This is a genomic window from Brenneria sp. hezel4-2-4, from assembly GCF_013155275.1.
Classification (GTDB): Bacteria; Pseudomonadota; Gammaproteobacteria; order Enterobacterales; family Enterobacteriaceae; genus Brenneria.
The window spans coordinates 297,023-316,371 of sequence record NZ_JABJXS010000004.1; the positions used below are offsets into that span (position 1 = coordinate 297,023).

The window sequence follows — 19,349 nt, forward strand, 5'->3', positions numbered from 1 at the left end:
ATTTTAGATAATATGAAAACCATATTCCCGCACCTATCCATCCACCACCAAATACACCGATCTTGCTATAGTGTATAACCTGTTGAAAAGTTATTGGATGTGATAGAACGATCCATATCGTAATTACTAGACCAACAGCACACACAACAGCATAAGTGATGATTAAAAACAAAAGGAATAAAAGAGGGTGTTTCACTTATCACCTCCTTGAACTTCCTTTTGAGCAGCACTACTAGCAGCTTCTGACATTAAAGAACCGACACCACCACCAGACATACCTGGAATTGGACTCATTGCCCCACCTTTAAACAAATAACCAGGGCCAAAGGAATTATCAGTATATTTTAAAGCGTTCTTACTGGCCTCCATTCCAAAGTAATTTTTAATGTACTGAGTTTCTAATTTATTGGTAATGGCAGAGCCGATACCATAACCTACTCCAGTACCTATCATGCTACCCATCACAGCGGCTTGACTATCTTGTCCTGTAATTTGGCTAGTCGCATAAGCACTACCCGCACCAATAAGTTGGTTTGAATAATAAGATTTACCGGTGGTTGCCGCACCGGTTAGCCCAGAAAACCCAAAGCTAACTAAATCAAATTTATCTCCGGTATTTCCACTAGAGATTTGTACTAGACCATTCGCACCATAACTTAAAGCTCCACCAACTAATTTATCACTCATCGTTGTTGACGATGAAAATAACGATCTCCCCCCCGCGACCAATCCCCAGAAATTTTCTGGCTCACCAATAAACGCCAAAGCACGATCACCGTTAGTAGTATGACTATTAATATAATTAAGGTCATAATTGTTATTGGATGCAACATAATCCCTTACATCCCGGTTATCCAACGAACCGTATAGCCAATCAGGCCGTTCAGCAGCAGACAACCCGCCTTCAACATTCCATTTAGTTTCACCACTCAGAACAACCAGAGGATCTGTCGCCAGCGCCTGTTGCAACTCTTCACTGTTTTCCTTATTTAACGAGTCGTATTTACGAATTACCGCATCACAGTCGTCACCGGAAGCCTTGCAAGCTGTCATTTCTTTATCAAAAGCGCGAGCCTCATCAAAGCTCAGGTAATTATTCTCAACCGCATTCTGCCCACCCTGCGCACCCGCCACCGCGCTCGCCGTGGAATCTCCCGCCGTACCGGCCGCCAGGCTGCCTGCCAGTAGCGATAGCGTGCTCACCGTCTGTTTCTCGCTTTCGCTTAGCTCTGATGCCTTTTTGCCCGGGTATAACTGCTCGGCGATTACCCGCGCAGCAAGCTCTCCGCCCGCTGCGCCCACGGCGCCCGACAATGCGCCGTTACCACTCGCTTCCGCCACAATACCCCCCAGCACCGCATGCGCCACTGCGTTCGCCGCCACATTGGTGTTTCCATTCGCATCCGTGGTCGCCTTTTTAATCTCCGTCGCCAGATACGGAACGGGGTAAACTGGTGATTGAGGTGGAACTTAGGCTCTGGCGGGTAAAAGTGACGATCTAGGCCAAATGGCCGGGATCATATTACTAAGAGCCTGAAGGCGGCTTCTTTTTAAATTTATCCAATAACTTAAAAATCAAAATGCCTAGCCATGCAATACATCCAGTCATACCCCCCAAATAAAATATCCTAACTAACTCCGCTTTCGTTATAGCCCATTCATCCGTCAGCAGATAAGACAGTGAACCTATAATTAAACGATAGCCAAAACCTAAAACCCAAAAAAATATGAGGCAGTAAACGAATAAACATACCGCTGAGGTAAACTTGCCTCTCATTTTTTCTCTCCAACCCGATCTATGAGATCTTCCGCTGCCTTACTTCCTACTTCAGATGTAAAAGCCCCTCCGACTTCATAAATAAATTCGGGAACAGGATTACTGCCAATCGCTTTTTGTACAACTTCAGGTGCATATTTCCCAAATGCGCCGCCAGCCCAAGAACCTGCCGCAGCACTACCAATAGCCCCCGCACTTGGCCCATCCGTAAATACCGCGCTTCCCATCGCTATACCCACGTTCGGCAAAATATTACGCCCCGGAGCCAATCCGCCAGTAACTAGCGCCGCCGTGGTGCTCCAGTAATCATAGGTTTTATTTTCAGTACCCGGCTGACTCAGGTCATACCATTGATATGCGGCATTCGCGCCGCCACTCAGCGCAGAACCAACCGCCACTTTGCCTATTGACGCCGCTGGCCCCAGATACCATGCGCCGGCTATCAGCACGCCGTTCGTATAACCGTCCACTATCGCTTTCGAGATATCCTGCCCTTCCGGCATCGTCCCCGTCACCAGTTTATGCATCGCATACTGCCGTTCTTCTTCCGTTATCGGATTCAACACGTTGCCGTTTTCATCCGTCAGGTTGGTGTTGGTATGCAACGATGCCATCGAAACTCCAACATCTTGCAATCCCTTCGGCGCAATAGCGTTTAGGTTGAAGTTGTTATTCTCCACCGCATTCTGCCCACCCTGCGCACCCGCCACCGCGCTCGCCGTGGAATCTCCCGCCGTACCGGCCGCCAGGCTGCCTGCCAGTAGCGATAGCGTGCTCACCGTCTGTTTCTCGCTTTCGCTTAGCTCTGATGCCTTTTTGCCCGGGTATAACTGCTCGGCGATTACCCGCGCAGCAAGCTCTCCGCCCGCTGCGCCCACGGCGCCCGACAATGCGCCGTTACCACTCGCTTCCGCCACAATACCCCCCAGCACCGCATGCGCCACTGCGTTCGCCGCCACATTGGTGTTTCCATTCGCATCCGTGGTCGCCTTTTTAATCTCCGTCGCCAGATACGGCGCCGCACCGCCCGCTATCGCCTGCGCGATATTGCCGCCCGCCAGTCCCTGCGCCGCCGCTGTGACCGCCATTATCCCCTGACGAACCGCCCCGCCGGTGCCGAAACCTGAGTCATTCAGCGCCTGATTATAGGCTGTATTATACGCCGTCTGGTATACCGATTGGCGGATGTCCGCATCCGTGGGGTTCAGGTTCGGCTGTTTCCCGTTCGCCAGCGCCTCCCGTGCCGTCCTCACATCTTCATCGCTGAGTCGGCCCATTTTCGCTTCTGCTTCCGCCTTCGCCGCTTTCGTGGCGATTATCTTCCCTTCCGTTCCCGCGATATCCATCACCTGATTGCTGATGTCGGCGATAAGCTGCATCTGCTGGAGCCGTTTCTGCTCTTTCTCTTTATCAAAAATCGGACTCAGCGTCTGATTAGCGTGCTCCACGTCATTGCTCAGTTGGCTTACATCCTGCCGCTGGTTGGCTTCATCACGAATAACCCACTGCCCGTCGCTCACCGCAGCCCGCGTCGTGCTCTCGGCGTCGCCCCGGTTATTCCCGCTTATCAGCGAATTGGACGCCAGATTGCTCACCATCTGGTCGCCTATCGGCCCGCCGGTGCTGATGCCCACCCCGCTGTGCGAGGTCTTAAACTCGGCCTTGTTCTCAATATCGCTAAAGCCCAGCGTGCCCGTCTCCAGCCGGTTTTCCTCCACACCCGACGTCGAACCGATGACCGCGCCATCCAGTTGCGTATGCTCGCCGACGCGGATGTCATAACCGCCCTGACCGGCAAACAACCCGGTCTGCTCCTGCACGCTCTGGTAGTTGCTGTGCAGCTTGTCCTTGCTCATGCTAAAGCTGGCCGATGCCGTCCCCACCCCATAAATAGGAATGCTGACGCCCGCGCTCATATTTTGCTGCTTGCTGTCGTAGACGTCGCTATCCTGCTCGCTGCGCAGCAGCAGATTACGCCCTATGTTTGCCGTTATCTGCTCGCCGCTGACCTGCGCGCCCTGAAGCGTGGCGTCGCGCCCGCTGCGCAAACCAACCTGACGCCCCGCGTCCAGCAGCGTTTCCGTATGGCTCAGTCCTTCGCCCAGTTCGCTGCCTTTGCCTTTATTCATGCTGGCGTTCACGCTCAGGCTTGCGCCGCCGCCGCCCACCCCAAGACTCAGGCCGATACTGCCGCCCTGGCTCTTGTTGCTGCCTGCGGTATGCTGGCTGTTCCGTGCCGACAACAGTTGCATATCACGCGCGGCGTCCAGCGTTAAATCCTGGCCGGCGCGCAGTTGGCTGCCCTGAATGCGGATATCGCCGCTTTGTTCGCTCTGACCGCCGCCGGTGGCGGTAAGCGACAGATTACGTCCGGCGTTAAGGCTGCTGCCCTGTGCGACGCGCTGTTCAACGGTCTGTTCCGACTGTGACGACTGGCTGCCCAGTGAAACGCTGATGCCGACCATATTATTATTGGCGGCATCGTCGCCCTGTGCGGAAGCCAGGCGCCCGGCCTGTACCGCCTGTACGCCGCTCAAGGTCGCCTTCACGCCTTGCAGCGCCTTCAGGCGGCTATCTTCGGTCGATTTGGCCGTCTGCGCCGTTGCCACCGCGGTATTCAACGCGCTGCCCACCGTCCCGCTCAGCGCCAGCGTCAGACCGCTTTTCTTCTGTTCGTAGGTTTGCCGCTGGATCTGCCGATCCTCCGCCGCCGTGATGGCAATCGCCTCGCCGCTCAGGCGCAGATCCTGCCCGGCGATCAGATCGCTGCCCTGCACGCTTAACGCCTGACCCGCCTGGAGCGTGACGTTGCCTTTTTCACTGCCTACCGTGCTGGCTTTCTCGCTGTTGCCATCGGTATCCGTGGTGCTTTTCTGGCTGGCCTGACCAATACTGAAGCCAATGCCGCCGCTGCCCATCAGGCCGGATTTTTTCTCTTCCTTAAGGTGGGTTTCCCGATGGCTTTCCTGCGCGGTCGTCACCCTGAGATCGCGCCCCGCCGACAACAGCACATCCTGTGTTCCCGCCGCCGCGCTGCCGCTAAGCTGTAAGTTATTGCCCGCGCTAAGCGCCACCGTCTCACCGCTGAATGTGCTGCCGACGGCGGATTGATGGTCAATACTGTCGTGCGTTTCCCGCGATTCTGACGAGAGCATCCCGCTGCTGCTCTGCTTACTGTGTTCCGTCAATGTGTAGGAGGAGCGGCCGCTGGTCAGAGTGATATCGTTACCCGCCTGAGCCTGCAATCCCTGCTGCGCCGTTACCGACGCCGCCGTGGCGTTCAAATCCTGTCCGGCGCTCAGCACAATCCGTCCGTTGGCGGCGATCTCGCTGCCGATATCTTCACGGGCGGCATAGTGGCGGTAATTACTGCTGTCCCAATCGCTGTTGAGCGTTTCCGTGGTGGTCAGCGTCGCCAGATTGAGGTTGTTCCCGGCGTGGATACGTGTTTCGCCGCCGGCGCCGGCATTGATGACCTGACTGGCCGTCAGATTGATATCGTTGCCTGCCGAGAGCGTCAGCGCGCCCTGATCATTCTCCACATACAGCCCCGCCACGCGATCCAGAATGCGGTTGTCCACGCTTCCGCTCAGCGTGCTGGCGCTGTTGATGTCGCCGCCGGCCAACGCCGTCAGGCTCTCTTGCCCTTGAATAACGCCGCCGATATTGTTCAGATCGTTGCGAACCTGCAAGGCGACCTGTTTCCCCAGCAGCGAACCGCCCTGGTTATCCAGCGCATCCGCAGAAATAAACAGCGAGTCCCGCGCGACAATGCGGCCGCTGTTCAACATACCGCCCGCGAGGCCGACAGAGACGTTATTGCCCGCCAGCAGGCTGCCCGCGCCAACTTGTTCATTCGACCGCACTTTGGCGTAAACCTGCGGCACCAGCACCGACTGCGCGGAGCCGTCCGATAAAGTGACCGATTTTCTCACCATCCACACCATATCGGTGGTGAGCAACGCCATCTGTTCCTGACTTAACGCCACGCCCGGCGTCAGGCCGAACTGCCGGCCGAAAGCGATCCCCGCGTCCATCAGCGCCTTATACTGCTCTTCATCACTGTTATAACCCGCCAGATAACGCTGCCCGGTCAGTTGCGCAATCTGCTCGCGCACTTCCCGCTGCTCATAAAAACCGTCGCCCAGCCGCTTGTCTTTACCCTCGGTTTGCCCGAACGCTTGCAACATGTAGTCGGAACTCAACCACTGTTTCTGATTGGCGAAGCGCGGGTCGGTTTCCACCAGATAGCGACTCTCCGCCGCCGGCTGGAGGGTAAACAGACTGCTGCCCGGCAGTTTGACCGTCGGCATGGCGTCTTGCTGGCCGACTTCTGCGGTGCGCAACGCGGTGACCGCATAGCCCGAGCCGTTGAAAGCGGCCTGCTCCCGCCAGTCGCCGGCTTTCAGGTCGATAGTCTCGACTTTGGCATTCGGCGCATAAGGATCGCCGTCAATGCCCTGCGAGGTTTTTGTCACACCGCGCCAGTTCTTTTTCTTTCTGGCATACCAGCGCTCTTGCCAACCGATGTCGGTGGTGATGCGCTCGCCCGACGTCGCCAGATTGCTCAGCTCTTTGATACCGTCGATCAGCAAGCCCGCGGCAACAACCCGGCTATCGCTGTTGGTCATCCGCGTCGCCGTCAGCCACAGATTGCCGCCGGACAGGATTTGCCCCGGATCGCTCTCTTTTACGCGCGTTTCACTAACGGTACGGGTATACATGTAGCGATAAAACCGCTCATCGGCGTAACCGTCCGGCATATGCGCGGTATGAACGCCATATTTGTTGCGCGTAAACCCGATATCGCTCCAGCTATAGCGCGTGGCGTGCCCGCTGAGCACCGCCTCGTCAATATAGCTTGAGGTGGTTACCACTTCCGTCACCAGACGATCGTTGACGTTATTGATGTTGCGGGCGGACAACGCCATATCGCCCGCCGATTCTATGGTGGCGCTATGGTTGTTAATCGTATCGGCCTGACCTGTCGCCAGCCCATCCGCATTCAGATTGCCGCCCAGCGTCATCACGCCGTCGCTGTAGATCAGCGCATGTTGCCGGTTATTCAGCGTGCCGACGCCCAAATCCAACCCCCGGCGCGCGGCGATGGAGGCGCCGATCCCCGTCTCATCCAGGTTGTTCAACGTCTGCGACTGTAAGCTGATCCAGTCGCCGTAAATACGCCCGCTGCCGATGTTGTTCAGCGTATCGGCGTCGATACGGGTCTGGCCGCCGTCAATCAACCCGCGGTTGGTCAGCGTATCCGTCAGGGCCAGTCGCGTTTTCAGGCCGCTGATTTCACCACTGGCCTGATTGTCGAGGCGGTTAGCCGTCAGCGTCAGATCGTCACCGGACTGAATTTTATGGCGGTTTGTCACGTCGCCCGTCACCGTCAAATCGAGTTTGCCGTCAGCGATGACCTCGCGGTGATTATCAAAACGCTGCGCGGACGTCAGCGACATATCGCCCAGCGACAGCAGTTGCCCGTCGCCGCTCAGGCTATCGGCCCTTACCGTCAGCGACTTCCCGGCAATAAGCGTGCCTTCCGTGTTGCTGACCGCCTGCGCGGCCGTCACGTTAAGCGCGTTGTCCGCGCTGATTTTCGCCTTGCGGCTGGAAACCGAACCGGCGACGGCGTTGATTGCCACGTTCGTGGCCTGCGTCTGGCTGCCGTCCGCGTTTACGTCGGCCGCCGTCATGCTCAAGCCGCCGCCGGCCAGATGCTGGCCTTGCGCATCAATGCGCTGGCTGGCGGCCAGCGATAAATTGCCGCTGTCGGCCACGGAACCGTCGCTGTTGATGCCGGCCCCCAGCACCGCGCCCTGCTGGTTATTGATGCCGCCCGCGTTAAGCGCGGCATCACGCTGCGCCGCCAGCACACCCCGGTTGACGGTTTGTTGCCGCGTTTGAACTGCCACATCCCGTTGCGCATAGACTTTGCCGCTGTTATCCAGCTCGCGCCCCGCCAGTTGGATATCCTGCGTGGCGTTGATGCTGCCGCTGTTTTCAATACGTCCGTCCGCCGTGATGACGACGCTGCCCGCCTGTGCGCCGATCGCGCCGGCATTGCGCACGCCGACGCCTTGCTCCGTACCGATCAGTTGGATTTTACCGGCGTACATGCCGCCCAGTTGCGCCACATCCACCGCCAACTTCGGCTGATCCTGTTTGGCGGCATCAGACGCTGATGCGCCGCCGCGCTTTTCCACCTGTTGCTGGTCGGCGCTGACGTTGTTGCGCCCGGCGGTCACGTTTAACTCATTAGCCCAGATCCCGGCGTTAATCTCCACGGTCTGCGCGATCAGATCGGTATAGTTCTGGCGGCTGGTATCCATGCCCGCGCCCTGTACCTGAATTTTTCCTTTCTCGACCTGATAGCCTTTCAACCGGCCGTTTTCCAGCGTGGCTTTGCCGGTGGTCAGCGTCGCCCGGTTGGCGTTGATAAAGCCGCAACCGTCGCAACTGATGCCGGACGGGTTGGCAATCACGACCTGCGCCTTTTTCCCGGCGACTTCGATATAGCCGTTCAGTTTGCTGGGATCGCGTGAATTGACTTCGTTAAGAATGATTTTAGCTTCGCCTTTCGCCAGCCAGGGGTTTCCCGCCACCCATCCCCCTTGCTGCGTCTGCACCTGTTTATGCGAGTTGTTGAGGATCGCGCCCTGGTTATTGACGTCGAACTGGCTGTAGACATTGCGCGACACGCCGCCCGCGCTGGGGGTTTGAATATTGACCTGCGGCGTACCGTTGGCCGTCTGTAAAATGGTCGGTTTCTGATTGCCGGGCGCATTGCGGTCCGCCACGATACTCGCCTGTGCGGCGGGCGCCAGCGAAACAAAACCCATCGCGCCGAGCATCAGGAACGTCAGCGGCGAAAGGCGGCCGATCATTTGGCTCAGCGTCGGGCCAGGGCCGGAAGAGCCGGAACCGTTGACGCAGCCGCGGCAAATATCCGCCACCACCATCAAAATGCCGCGAGCCCGGTTAAAAACAATACGATACAGGTGCTTATTCATTCTCGTTATCCATTCACAGAAAGAAGTTTCTCAACAAACACGTCAGTACTGCCAATTCAGATTGAAACCCAGCACTACCGGGCTGGTATCGAAGCCGTCGGGCTTGGAAAGCGGGATACCGGCGAACAGGTCATAACCGGTTTTAAACGCATTGCCGCGCACCCCGATTACCCCGCCCGCCAGATGACGGCCCTGCAACATCTCCGGGCTGTTGTCGCCGATCTCGCCGTAATCCACCCCCAGATACAGTTCCTGATTCTGAAGCGGCGTGCGCCAGGCCAGCTCATTGCGCACCAGCCAGCCCTCATCGGCGCTAAGCGTCAGCTCGCCGTCAAAACCGCGAACCGTCCAACGGTTGCCGATGGAAAACTGATCCTGCGGCGTCAGACGCGTGCTGGCTAGCTGACGCTGGTATTGGACGTTGTAGCGGAAAGCCTCATCAAACATCGCGAATGGGACATCCAGTTCCGTGTAAAACTGCACGATTTTGGCTAACCCGGTGCCTTCCCCGCGCTCTTCTTCCGGCGCTGGCTGCGCACCAAACCACCGGGTGCCGCGCTGATAGCTGACCGCCGCATCCAGCGTCGCCTGCGAAATATAGTGGCGATGCTGCAAACCCAGACGCCAGGCGGAAGTTTTACGCTTCTGCACTTCCACTTCCGTATCATTGATGAAGTTGCGTGATTCACGGGTCATCACGTCGTAGCTGATGGAGGTTTTCTGGCTGCCGCTGCGGTGCAGGACGCGGCTGAGCTGGAAGTTGAGACTTTCACTCTCCCCGCTGTAGACATAGTTTTCGTTCAACCCGGCGACAGTCTGGTGATAGTCATACCCGCTGGCCGTCACGCCCGCCTGCCAGTAGCCGAAAGGAACCGAGTAGTGCGCGACGTAGCTTTTACTGCCCTTGCCGCCGAGCCCTTGCAGATCGCGGCTGCCGTAGAGGTAAAACGTATCGCTGAGAGAAAAAGGATTATCGAGGAATAGCGTCAGGCCGCCCTGATAACGGCCGGTGCTTTTGGTGCCGGAATCATCCAGGGAAGCCCCGAGCCGCCAGTGGCGATCCTGCTTATAACTGACCACGACGTCGCTTTCCCCCGGCTGTCCCCCGGGGATCAGCTGCATATCGGCATGTGCGGTCGGCACGCGTTGCAGATTTTCCAGCCCCTGTTCGATATCGCGCAAATCCAGCAGCTTGCCTTCGCGCGCGGGCAATGCGCTGTAGAGTTGGATATAATCGTCGCTGTCCGGCGACAGCGTGATGTTGCCGACTTTACCGGCCATCACCACCAGCTTCAGCGTGCCGCTTTTCAGATCCTGTGCCGGCGCCAACACCCGCGCCGTCACGTAGCCATGATCGACCAGCCTGTTCTGCAAAGCGCTCATCAGCAGGTTGATCCCTTTACCGCCCAGACACTGATTTACCGCCTGATCGGCCAACCGCTGCAAGGGCAGCCAGCCGGGGAAATCCTCCGTACCTTGCAGCTCGACTTTTTTAATCGGAAAACAGGGCGTCATTTCGACCGGAAAATGCAGGCGGGTGAGAAAGCGGCCGGGAGGCTGTAAACGCACATCCGGCGCCGACGGCGCCAGTTGACGCTCCTGCGCCCGTTGCCGTTCCTGCTGGTTGATCTGCTGCTGATTAATCTGTTGGTTATCGATCCGTTGCGGATCGACGGGCGTCGCCGCATCGGCGCCGACTGCAAAGAAAGGTAAAGGGATCGTGAACAGTAACTGACGTAAAAAATGAGACCCGATAAAATGATATTTATTTAATAAATTGATTTTTATATATAAAAAATAAAAATAAACGATCCTTGTCATCATGCTCTCACCGGGAGTGATAAATAATTGGTTACATTTTCACATCGCTAACCTGCGTCAGGAAATGGGAACTGTCTTATTCGAAATGGATGGCGCGTCGCTGTTCAGTCTTGCCGTCGATCCGGCCATTCCAGAGACTGAATTTCATTACTGTGTGAAATGGTATTACAATCAGCCTGGAACCTATTTGATTAGCCAATACCGTAAAAAAAAGAGCGAATATCATGATGACCGCAATGCCTGTCACCCTTCGGATGCGCCCGATCACAGCACAAGACAACGCCGCTATCGCCGGTGTTATCCGCTGCGTTTCCGCTGAATTCGGTTTGACGGCGGACAAGGGCTACACGGTATCCGATCCTGATCTGGATAGCCTGTTTGAGCTTTATAATCGCCCGAATAGCGCCTACTGGGTGATTGAATATCAGGGTGAAGTGGTTGGCGGCGGAGGTATCGCGCCGCTGGCGGCAGGCGATGAGGATGTTTGCGAATTACAGAAAATGTATTTTTTACCCGTGCTGCGCGGCAAAGGCCTGGCCAGAAAGCTTGCCTTACTGGCGCTGGATTTTGCCCGCCAGCGGGGATTTCGCCGCTGCTATCTGGAAACCACCGGCCACTTAACCAGCGCCATCCGGCTGTACCGATCATTAGGGTTTGAGCATATTCCCCATGCCATGGGCAATACCGGGCATACCGATTGTGAAGTGACCATGCTTAAGCAGTTGTAAGCTGGCAACCGTCAGATAAGAGAGAGGAAGCCGCGGAAACTTTCGCCGCCGCGGCTTTAAATGAGGCCGGGCTTAACGATTAATGGCGTTTTCCATCATCGTCTTCATCATAAAAATCTTCGTCGTTTCCTTCTTCTCCGTCTTCGCCATCGGGATCTTCAAAGTAGGTGCCCCAGCCGTCATAGTTCACGCCGTGGCGTTCGGCCAGCGTCAACAGCTGTTCGACCTGAGCATCGATCAATTCCGCGTTCAACGCCACTTCGCTGATGGCATCGCAGCACATCAGCAAAACGCCGTCTTCCACTTCAAGTTCTTCCGCATCGGTCACTTCATAGCCTAATTTGAACGCTTCCACGGCGACCTTTTCCAGCACCTCAAACTTTTCGGCTGAGAAATGGTGCTCAATGGTATAGAGCGCATCGGGATCGCTGCCGTCATCCAACAGTTCTTCGATGATCAGGCGTGTCTCTTCACGTTGTTCTTCCAGCAATTCGCGGTTTGCCATGCCTCAGTCCTCATTAATCGGCGTAGTATTTCGTCATTGTCCCACAGCCCTGCGGCGGTCTCCACCATAAAGTTTGCCGCCGACACTTGAATTTGAATAATTACACATATAAAGTGAATTTTAATTCAACCATTGGTGTTGAGCTGCATGGAGATATGCCTCATGAAACCGTTTTATAAGCGTCATTTTTTAAGATTAATGGATTTTACGCCAGTAGAAATTGCCGATCTTTTAGCTCTGTCAACGAAACTCAAAGCCGATAAAAAAAGCGGTGCTGAAATCCGCCGCCTGCAAGGTAAAAACATCGCACTCATCTTCGAAAAAGATTCGACCCGCACTCGTTGCTCTTTCGAAGTTGCTGCATACGATCAGGGGGCGCAGGTGACCTATCTGGCGCCCAGCGGCAGTCAAATCGGACACAAGGAATCCATCAAGGATACCGCGCGGGTGCTGGGCAGAATGTACGACGGTATCCAGTATCGCGGCTACGGTCAGCAAATCGTTGAAACGCTGGCGCGCTATGCGGGCGTCCCTGTCTGGAACGGGCTGACGGATGAATGCCATCCGACACAGTTGCTGGCCGATTTACTGACCATGCAGGAACATTTGCCGGCCAAGCCGCTGTCGGCGATGAAACTGGCCTATGTGGGCGACGCCCGCAACAACATGGGCAACACCATGCTGGAAGCGGCGGCGCTGACCGGGCTGGATTTACGTCTGATTGCCCCTAAAGCCTGCTGGCCGGAAGAGGGATTGGTCGAGGGATGTCAGGCGGCCGCCAAACAAACCGGCGGCGCCATTACGCTGACGGAAGATATTGCCGCCGGCGTGGCGGACGTCGATTTCATCTACACCGACGTCTGGGTGTCGATGGGCGAACCCAAAGAAACCTGGCGGCAACGAATTACGCTGCTGAAGCCCTATCAGGTCAATATGGCGATGATCGCCGCAACCGGCAACCCGCAGGTGAAGTTCCTGCACTGCCTGCCGGCGTTCCATGACGATCAGACCACGCTCGGCAAACAGATGGCGGAGCAGTACGGACTGCACGGCGGCATGGAAGTCACGGATGAGGTGTTTGAATCCGCGCACAGCATCGTCTTCGATCAGGCGGAAAACCGGATGCACACCATTAAAGCGGTAATGGTGGCGACGTTAAGCCAGGATTAGCGATCTGCGCCACCCCGGCGAAGGGCCGGGGTGGCGCAACGCCGATCACCGCACCAGCGATGCGTCAATCTTCACCACCGCTTTACGCACGTGCGCAGGCTCCCCTACCGCACATAACGGCTTATGCACCTCGCCCGGATAGAAGACCACAAAGTCGCCTTCCCGCATCACAATCTGTTTTTCCTGTTCCCCGCACGGCAAAAAAGCGATGTCTTTATCCGCCAGCCAGTCAACGTCCGGCTTGCCGGCCGGCAGGTTGCTGAACGTCATCCCTTCCACGCCCGACAGAATAATCTGGATATCCAGATATTTGGCGTGATACTCGGCGCGGCGATTTTCAAACAGATCGGTACTGTCATTGGAGAGCAGCACAAATGCGTTATCACCGTCGATATCATGCTTACCCAGCGGCGTCTGGGCCGTAATATGCCGCTTAACGTGCTCGATGGCGTCGCGCAGTTTTGCCGGCAGATAAGGAACCAACTCAAGGTGATGGATATTGCCTGTGATCATAATTTTTTCCCGTTTTAAAATAAAACCGCGTTTTATAAACTGAATTTTTACCCATGTTATACGCGCTGAACAGCATACCCGCCAGCACGTTATTCTGAAAAGGTGACCTGAATTTCATACTTTTATTTTGCCGTCGGTGACCTGCATTTCCTGCCGTGGGAGATATTCATCCGCAACCGATTGCCATGCGTAAAAAATCACGTTTTTCGCTTGAATTAGCCTCATCGGCGCGTATAATTCCCGACAATTTGCCGGGAGGGATCATGCACTGCTGCATAAAAAAAATCGCTGCGATTGTTGGTTATCAACCACAGCTGCCATCCGGTAGCCAGCCAGCGTTTTCCTTTCCGTTGCTTGACCGATCATTCATAAAGGCCCCTCAGTGAGGGGCTTTTTTTTGCCTGTTATCCAGGGCACGTCAGACGCGATATCTGTTTTCCGGCCTAACCGTAAGGAGAAAAACAAAAATGGTCAATCCGCTTTATCAAAAACACATCATTTCAATTAACGACCTCAGCCGAGGGGAGTTGGAACTGGCATTGCAGGTTGCCGCCAGCCTGAAAGCCAACCCGCAGCCTGAGCTGTTAAAGCACAAAGTGATTGCCAGCTGTTTTTTCGAAGCATCGACGCGTACGCGCTTATCCTTTGAAACCGCGATACATCGTCTGGGCGCCTCGGTGGTGGGCTTCGCCGACAGCAGTAACACTTCGTTGGGCAAAAAAGGCGAAACGCTGGCCGACACCATCTCGGTTATCAGCCAGTATGTGGATGCGATCGTCATGCGGCACCCGCAGGAAGGGGCATCCCGTCTGGCCGCGGAATTTTCCGGCGGCATTCCGGTACTGAACGCCGGCGATGGCGCCAACCAGCACCCGTCGCAAACGCTGCTCGATCTGTTTACCATTCAGGAAACCCAGGGACGCCTGAGCAACATCAATATCGCCATGGTGGGCGACCTGAAATATGGGCGCACCGTGCATTCGCTGACGCAGGCGCTGGCGAAATTCGACGGCAACCGCTTTTACTTTATCGCCCCGGACGCACTGGCGATGCCGGACTACATTCTGACCATGCTGGAAGAAAAAAATATTCCCTACAGCCTGCACAACAGCATTGAGGAAGTGGTCTCCGAGCTGGATATTCTGTATATGACGCGGGTGCAGAAAGAGCGTCTGGATCCGTCGGAATACATCAACATCAAGTCTCAGTTCGTGCTGCGGGCCGCCGACCTGAACGATGCGCGCGCCAACCTGAAAGTGCTGCATCCCCTGCCGCGCGTCGACGAAATCACTATCGATGTGGATAAAACGCCCTACGCTTACTATTTCCAACAGGCGGGAAATGGCATCTACGCGCGTCAGGCTTTGCTGGCGCTGGTACTGAATCGCGAACTGGTTCTGTGAGAGAGAGGAAGAGTCATGACTCACGATAATAAATTACAGGTGGAAGCCATCAAGCGTGGCACGGTTATCGACCATATTCCCGCACAGGTGGGTTTTAAGCTGCTGACGTTATTCAAGCTGACCGCAACCGACCAGCGCATCACCATCGGTCTGAACCTGCCTTCAAACCAACTGGGCCGCAAGGATCTGATCAAGATTGAGAACGTCTTCCTGACCGAGCAACAGGCCAATCAACTGGCGATGTATGCGCCGCAGGCCACCGTTAATCAGATCGATGATTACGATGTGGTGCGCAAACTGGCGCCGACGCTGCCCGATCATATCGACGATGTCTTAACCTGTCCGAACAGCAATTGCATCAGCCGCAGCGAACCGGTGTCGTCTTCGTTCAGGGTCAAACAGCGTGAAGGCGACGTCCATCTGAAATGTAAATACTGCGAAAAAGAGTTCGAGCGTCAGGCTGTCTTGCAGGATCGCTAAGCATCGCTGCCGCGCTTTCTTCGATTGCCCCGCTCGCAGACATTGCCTGAAGCAGGGCTTTTTTGAATAATGGCAGCACTCGCGTTCCTTTTACGTCCCAATCAGGAGATACCATGTCACGCACCATCAGCACCGAACAGGCTCCCGCCGCCATCGGCCCCTATGTACAAGGCGTCGATCTCGGCAGCATGATCATCACTTCCGGTCAAATTCCGGTTAACCCGAAAAGCGGCCTGGTCGCCGACGACATTACGGCACAGACGCGCCAGTCGCTGACTAACGTCAAGGCGATTGTCGAAGCCGCCGGTCTGAAGGTTTCCGATATCGTCAAAACCACGGTGTTCGTTAAGGATCTGAATGATTTTTCCACCGTCAATGCGGCCTATGAAGCTTTCTTTACCGAACACGATGCGCCTTTCCCGGCGCGCTCCTGCGTTGAAGTCGCTCGTCTGCCAAAAGACGTGAAAATCGAAATTGAAGCGATCGCCGTTCGTCGCTAAGCCCTGTCATTGGTCATAAATGTAAAAAGACGCACCATGATGGTTGCGTCTTTTTTATTGTCTCGCTCTCCGCCTTACTCCCTGAAGCGAACCGCCGCGGTGCAGGCACGTCAACGGCCGCCCCAATAGAGTGCGAAATCGTTGGCTAAATAATGATGGCGACACGTTTCGCTGAAATGGCGCATTTTATGCATTGCACTATTATCGCTATTAAGCGTGATGCAGGGGATGACCATGATAAAAATGACGCTTCCGACACCGTCTTACTACGATGAGATGCTCTCCGTAGAAGGCAGGCAACGCCAGCACTACAATTCCTATTGGCAATGGTTGCAACAAACCGACCAGCAGGCCATCAGACAGAAAAAGGAGCAGGCTGAACTGCTGTTTCACCGCGTCGGCATCACCTTTAACGTCTACGGCGAAGAAGGCGGCACCGAGCGTTTAATTCCTTTCGACAGCGTACCGCGGATTATTCCCGCCCATGAATGGCGTCAGCTCGATCTCGGCATCCGCCAGCGGGTACAGGCGCTGAATGCGTTTCTCTACGATATCTATCATCAGCAGCATATTCTCAAAGCCGGCATTATTCCCCACGAACAGGTGCTGGCGAACGATCAATACCAACCCTGTATGCAGGGCGTGGATTTACACAACAATATTTACGCCCATATCACCGGTATCGATATGGTGCGCAACAGCGACGGCAATTATTACGTGCTGGAAGACAATCTGCGCACCCCGTCCGGCGTCTCCTATATGCTGGAAAATCGCAAGATGATGATGCGCTTGTACCCGGATCTGTTCGCCAGCCAACATATCGCCCCCGTCGAACGCTACCCCAGCTACCTGCTGCAAACGCTGCGCGAAAGCACGCTGGTGGACGACCCTACCGTGGTGGTATTGACGCCGGGACGCTTCAACAGCGCCTATTTTGAACACAGCTTTCTGGCGCAGCAGATGGGCGTTGAGCTGGTGGAAAGCGCCGATCTGTTCGTCAAAGAGGGGGCCGTCTATATGCGCACCACCGAAGGCCCTTGCCAGGTGGACGTGATTTATCGCCGCGTGGATGACGCGTTCCTCGATCCGCTGGCCTTCCGCGCCGATTCCATGCTCGGCGTGCCGGGTCTGCTGTCGGTGTATCGCGCCGGCGGCGTAGTGCTGGCCAACGCGATCGGCACCGGCGTGGCGGATGACAAGTCCATCTATCCTTACGTGCCGGACATGATCCGTTTTTACCTGTCCGAAGAACCGATTCTGGGCAACATCCCCACCTGGCAGTGCCGCGATCCCAAAGCATTGAGCTATGTGCTCGACAATCTGGACAGCATGGTGGTGAAAGAGGTTCACGGCGCCGGCGGCTACGGCATGTTGGTCGGCCCGCGGGCGACACGCCAGCAGATTGAGGATTTCCGCCTGCGGCTGTTGGCTAACCCGCACAATTACATCGCCCAGGAAACGCTGGCGCTGTCCACCTGCCCTACTTTCGTCGAGGACGGACTGGCTCCCCGTCACATTGACCTGCGCCCATTCGCCCTTTCGGGAGAGGAGATCCGGCTGATCCCCGGCGGTTTAACCCGCGTGGCGCTTACGGAAGGCTCCTTGGTGGTCAACTCTTCACAGGGCGGCGGCACCAAAGATACCTGGGTCATGGAGGAGGACGAATCATGTTAAGCCGCACAGCCAGTGAACTGTATTGGATGGCCCGCTATCTGGAGCGGGCGGAAGGCCTCGCCCGCGTGCTGGACGTGACCTACAAACTCTCCATGATGCCGCGTCACAGTCAGCAGCAGCGCGATCTGGCGCTACCGCTGAACCTGACCCATACGCATGAGCTGTTTCAGCATCGTTACGCTCGTTTCTCCATGGATAACCTGCTGAACTTTTTTGCGCTGGACAGCCAGAACCCCAGCAGTATCTACAACTGTATTGAAATGGCCTGGAACAATGCCCATGCCGTGCGCGGCAGCCTGTCCTCGGAAGTATGGGAATGTATCAACACCACCCGCATCGATATCCGCAATCTGCGCCATCAGGGGGTGGATAAAATCGGCATTGATGCGTTCTTTGACTGGGTGAAAGAGCGGGCCCACCTTTTTCGGGGCGCGATATTCGGCACCCTGCTGCGTAACGACGCCCAGTGCTTTATTCGGCTTGGCACCCTGATCGAACGCGCCTACGCCACCGCCCAGTTGCTCAGCCTGAAAGATCAGCAGTTGAACAGCGATCCCGATCCGGTACGGGAATACTACCGGCTGGATACGCTGCTGCGGGCCGTAAGCGCCCGGGAAGCCTATCACAGCATCTATCGCCAGCCGATCAGCCGTGAAACCGTCACCGAATTACTGGTGTTGCGTGAGGATGTGCCGCGTTCGCTGCACGCCTGTATCGGCGATCTGGTGCAGCAGTTGGAGGCGATCGGCAGTCAGCGGGCCAAGGTTCCCCACCGTCTTGCCCATCTTCTGCACGTCGAACTGCGCTTCAGTTCTCTTGACGACATCATCGCCGAAGGTCTGGATACTTATTTGAATCACTTCATTAGTAAAATCAATGAACTGGCTGACAGCATCCGCCATACCTATCTGGAGGCGCTATGAAACTGACCATTAATCACCTGACGCATTATCACTATGATGAAGAGGTGAAATTCAGCACCCAGTACCTGCGTTTGACGCCGCAGAACTCAGCCCGCCAGCAGATCCGCGAGTGGCGCCTGACGCTGCCCGCTTCAGCCGTCGCCACCACCGATGCTTACGGTAATGTCCTGCACGTGCTGACCCTCGATGTTCCGCATCACGACATCACCATTCACGCTCAAGGCGTGGTGGAAATCGCCGATAATGCAGAAGAGTCCTACCAGACCAGCATGGAGGATACGCTCTCGCCGCTGGTGTTTCTGCGCACCACGCCGCTGACCGAAGCCGACGGCAGCATTCGTGCGTTTGCAAAACGCTATTACCGGCCCGATGCGCCGGAGGAAAGTCTGAACACGCTGATGGCGGAATTACAGTTGAAAATGCCGTATACTCCCGGCGCCACGCAGGTTCAGGATACCGCGGCGGAGGCTTTCGCCATGCAGAAAGGCGTTTGTCAGGATCATACCCATGTCTTCCTGGCCTGCTGCCGCAGCCTGAATATTCCGGCCCGCTACGTAAGCGGTTACGTGTATAGTCAGGATACCCAGCATGTGGCCATGCACGCCTGGGCCGAAATCTGGCTGAACGAGCGCTGGCAAGGATTTGATATTACCAATAACACCCGGCAGCTCCATCAACACCTGTGGCTGGCCGTAGGCATGGATTATCTGGATGCCTGTCCGGTACGCGGCACGCGGCTCGGCGGCGGGTGTGAAGAGATGTTTTCAGAGGCTGAAGTCCGCCTGTTTGAACAGCAACAGCAGGTACAGCAGCAACAGTAAATTTTTAACCAAAAGGTA

14 protein-coding genes are annotated in these 19,349 nt (G+C 55.9%); 9 read left to right on the forward strand and 5 right to left on the reverse strand.

What is annotated here, in order from left to right; all coding sequences use genetic code 11:
- Positions 1-192: 192 nt before the first annotated feature.
- The 3 genes from HOY33_RS11095 to HOY33_RS11105 all read right to left on the reverse strand — a co-directional run bounded on the left by HOY33_RS11095 (position 193) and on the right by HOY33_RS11105 (position 10,614).
- Positions 193-1,383, reverse strand: coding sequence for a VENN motif pre-toxin domain-containing protein (locus HOY33_RS11095; RefSeq protein WP_330527955.1), 1,191 nt, complete (start codon positions 1,381-1,383; stop codon positions 193-195).
- A 390-nt stretch (positions 1,384-1,773) separates the two neighbouring features.
- The gene (locus HOY33_RS11100; RefSeq protein WP_172290271.1) at positions 1,774-8,793 is read right to left on the reverse strand and encodes a hemagglutinin repeat-containing protein; all 7,020 of its coding nucleotides are present in this window, start codon (positions 8,791-8,793) and stop codon (positions 1,774-1,776) included.
- A 42-nt stretch (positions 8,794-8,835) separates the two neighbouring features.
- Positions 8,836-10,614, reverse strand: coding sequence for a ShlB/FhaC/HecB family hemolysin secretion/activation protein (locus tag HOY33_RS11105; protein WP_172290427.1), 1,779 nt, complete (start codon positions 10,612-10,614; stop codon positions 8,836-8,838).
- A 224-nt stretch (positions 10,615-10,838) separates the two neighbouring features.
- Between HOY33_RS11105 and HOY33_RS11110 the strand changes: the two genes are divergently transcribed.
- The gene (locus tag HOY33_RS11110) at positions 10,839-11,342 is read left to right on the forward strand and encodes a GNAT family N-acetyltransferase (RefSeq protein ID WP_172290272.1); all 504 of its coding nucleotides are present in this window, start codon (positions 10,839-10,841) and stop codon (positions 11,340-11,342) included.
- Between the two features lie 79 nt (positions 11,343-11,421).
- On the opposite strand, the gene rraB is transcribed toward HOY33_RS11110, so the two are convergent.
- Positions 11,422-11,847, reverse strand: coding sequence for a ribonuclease E inhibitor RraB (gene rraB / locus HOY33_RS11115; protein ID WP_172290273.1), 426 nt, complete (start codon positions 11,845-11,847; stop codon positions 11,422-11,424).
- Between the two features lie 92 nt (positions 11,848-11,939).
- Between rraB and HOY33_RS20810 the strand changes: the two genes are divergently transcribed.
- Positions 11,940-12,026 (forward strand): hypothetical protein, encoded by an 87-nt coding sequence (locus tag HOY33_RS20810; protein ID WP_371734385.1) that lies wholly within the window; start codon positions 11,940-11,942, stop codon positions 12,024-12,026.
- The gene (argF, locus tag HOY33_RS11120) at positions 12,010-13,017 is read left to right on the forward strand and encodes an ornithine carbamoyltransferase (RefSeq protein WP_172290274.1); all 1,008 of its coding nucleotides are present in this window, start codon (positions 12,010-12,012) and stop codon (positions 13,015-13,017) included. The genes HOY33_RS20810 and argF overlap by 17 nt, the downstream gene beginning before the upstream one ends.
- A 45-nt stretch (positions 13,018-13,062) precedes the next feature.
- Here argF and HOY33_RS11125 read toward each other — a convergent pair whose 3' ends face one another.
- Entirely contained in the window at positions 13,063-13,530 is a 468-nt protein-coding gene (locus tag HOY33_RS11125) for a YhcH/YjgK/YiaL family protein (protein WP_172290275.1), read from the reverse strand.
- 467 nt (positions 13,531-13,997) lie between these two features.
- On the opposite strand from HOY33_RS11125, the gene pyrB reads away from it, so the two are divergent.
- The 6 genes from pyrB to HOY33_RS11155 all read left to right on the forward strand — a co-directional run bounded on the left by pyrB (position 13,998) and on the right by HOY33_RS11155 (position 19,331).
- Entirely contained in the window at positions 13,998-14,933 is a 936-nt protein-coding gene (gene pyrB / locus HOY33_RS11130; RefSeq protein WP_172290276.1) for an aspartate carbamoyltransferase, read from the forward strand.
- A 15-nt stretch (positions 14,934-14,948) separates the two neighbouring features.
- Positions 14,949-15,413, forward strand: a complete 465-nt coding sequence (gene pyrI / locus HOY33_RS11135; RefSeq protein WP_172290277.1) for an aspartate carbamoyltransferase regulatory subunit — start codon at positions 14,949-14,951, stop codon at positions 15,411-15,413.
- A gap of 113 nt (positions 15,414-15,526) precedes the next feature.
- On the forward strand, positions 15,527-15,913 hold the full coding sequence (gene ridA / locus HOY33_RS11140) for a 2-iminobutanoate/2-iminopropanoate deaminase (RefSeq protein WP_172290278.1): 387 nt from the start codon (positions 15,527-15,529) through the stop codon (positions 15,911-15,913).
- Positions 15,914-16,147: 234 nt separating this feature from the next.
- Positions 16,148-17,587: a circularly permuted type 2 ATP-grasp protein gene (locus HOY33_RS11145; RefSeq protein ID WP_172290279.1), complete on the forward strand. Its 1,440-nt coding sequence runs from the start codon at positions 16,148-16,150 to the stop codon at positions 17,585-17,587.
- Positions 17,581-18,510, forward strand: a complete 930-nt coding sequence (locus HOY33_RS11150; RefSeq protein WP_172290280.1) for an alpha-E domain-containing protein — start codon at positions 17,581-17,583, stop codon at positions 18,508-18,510. Before HOY33_RS11145 ends, HOY33_RS11150 begins: the two co-directional genes overlap by 7 nt.
- Positions 18,507-19,331 (forward strand): transglutaminase family protein, encoded by an 825-nt coding sequence (locus tag HOY33_RS11155; RefSeq protein WP_172290281.1) that lies wholly within the window; start codon positions 18,507-18,509, stop codon positions 19,329-19,331. The genes HOY33_RS11150 and HOY33_RS11155 overlap by 4 nt, the downstream gene beginning before the upstream one ends.
- The last annotated feature ends 18 nt before the right edge of the window (positions 19,332-19,349 follow it).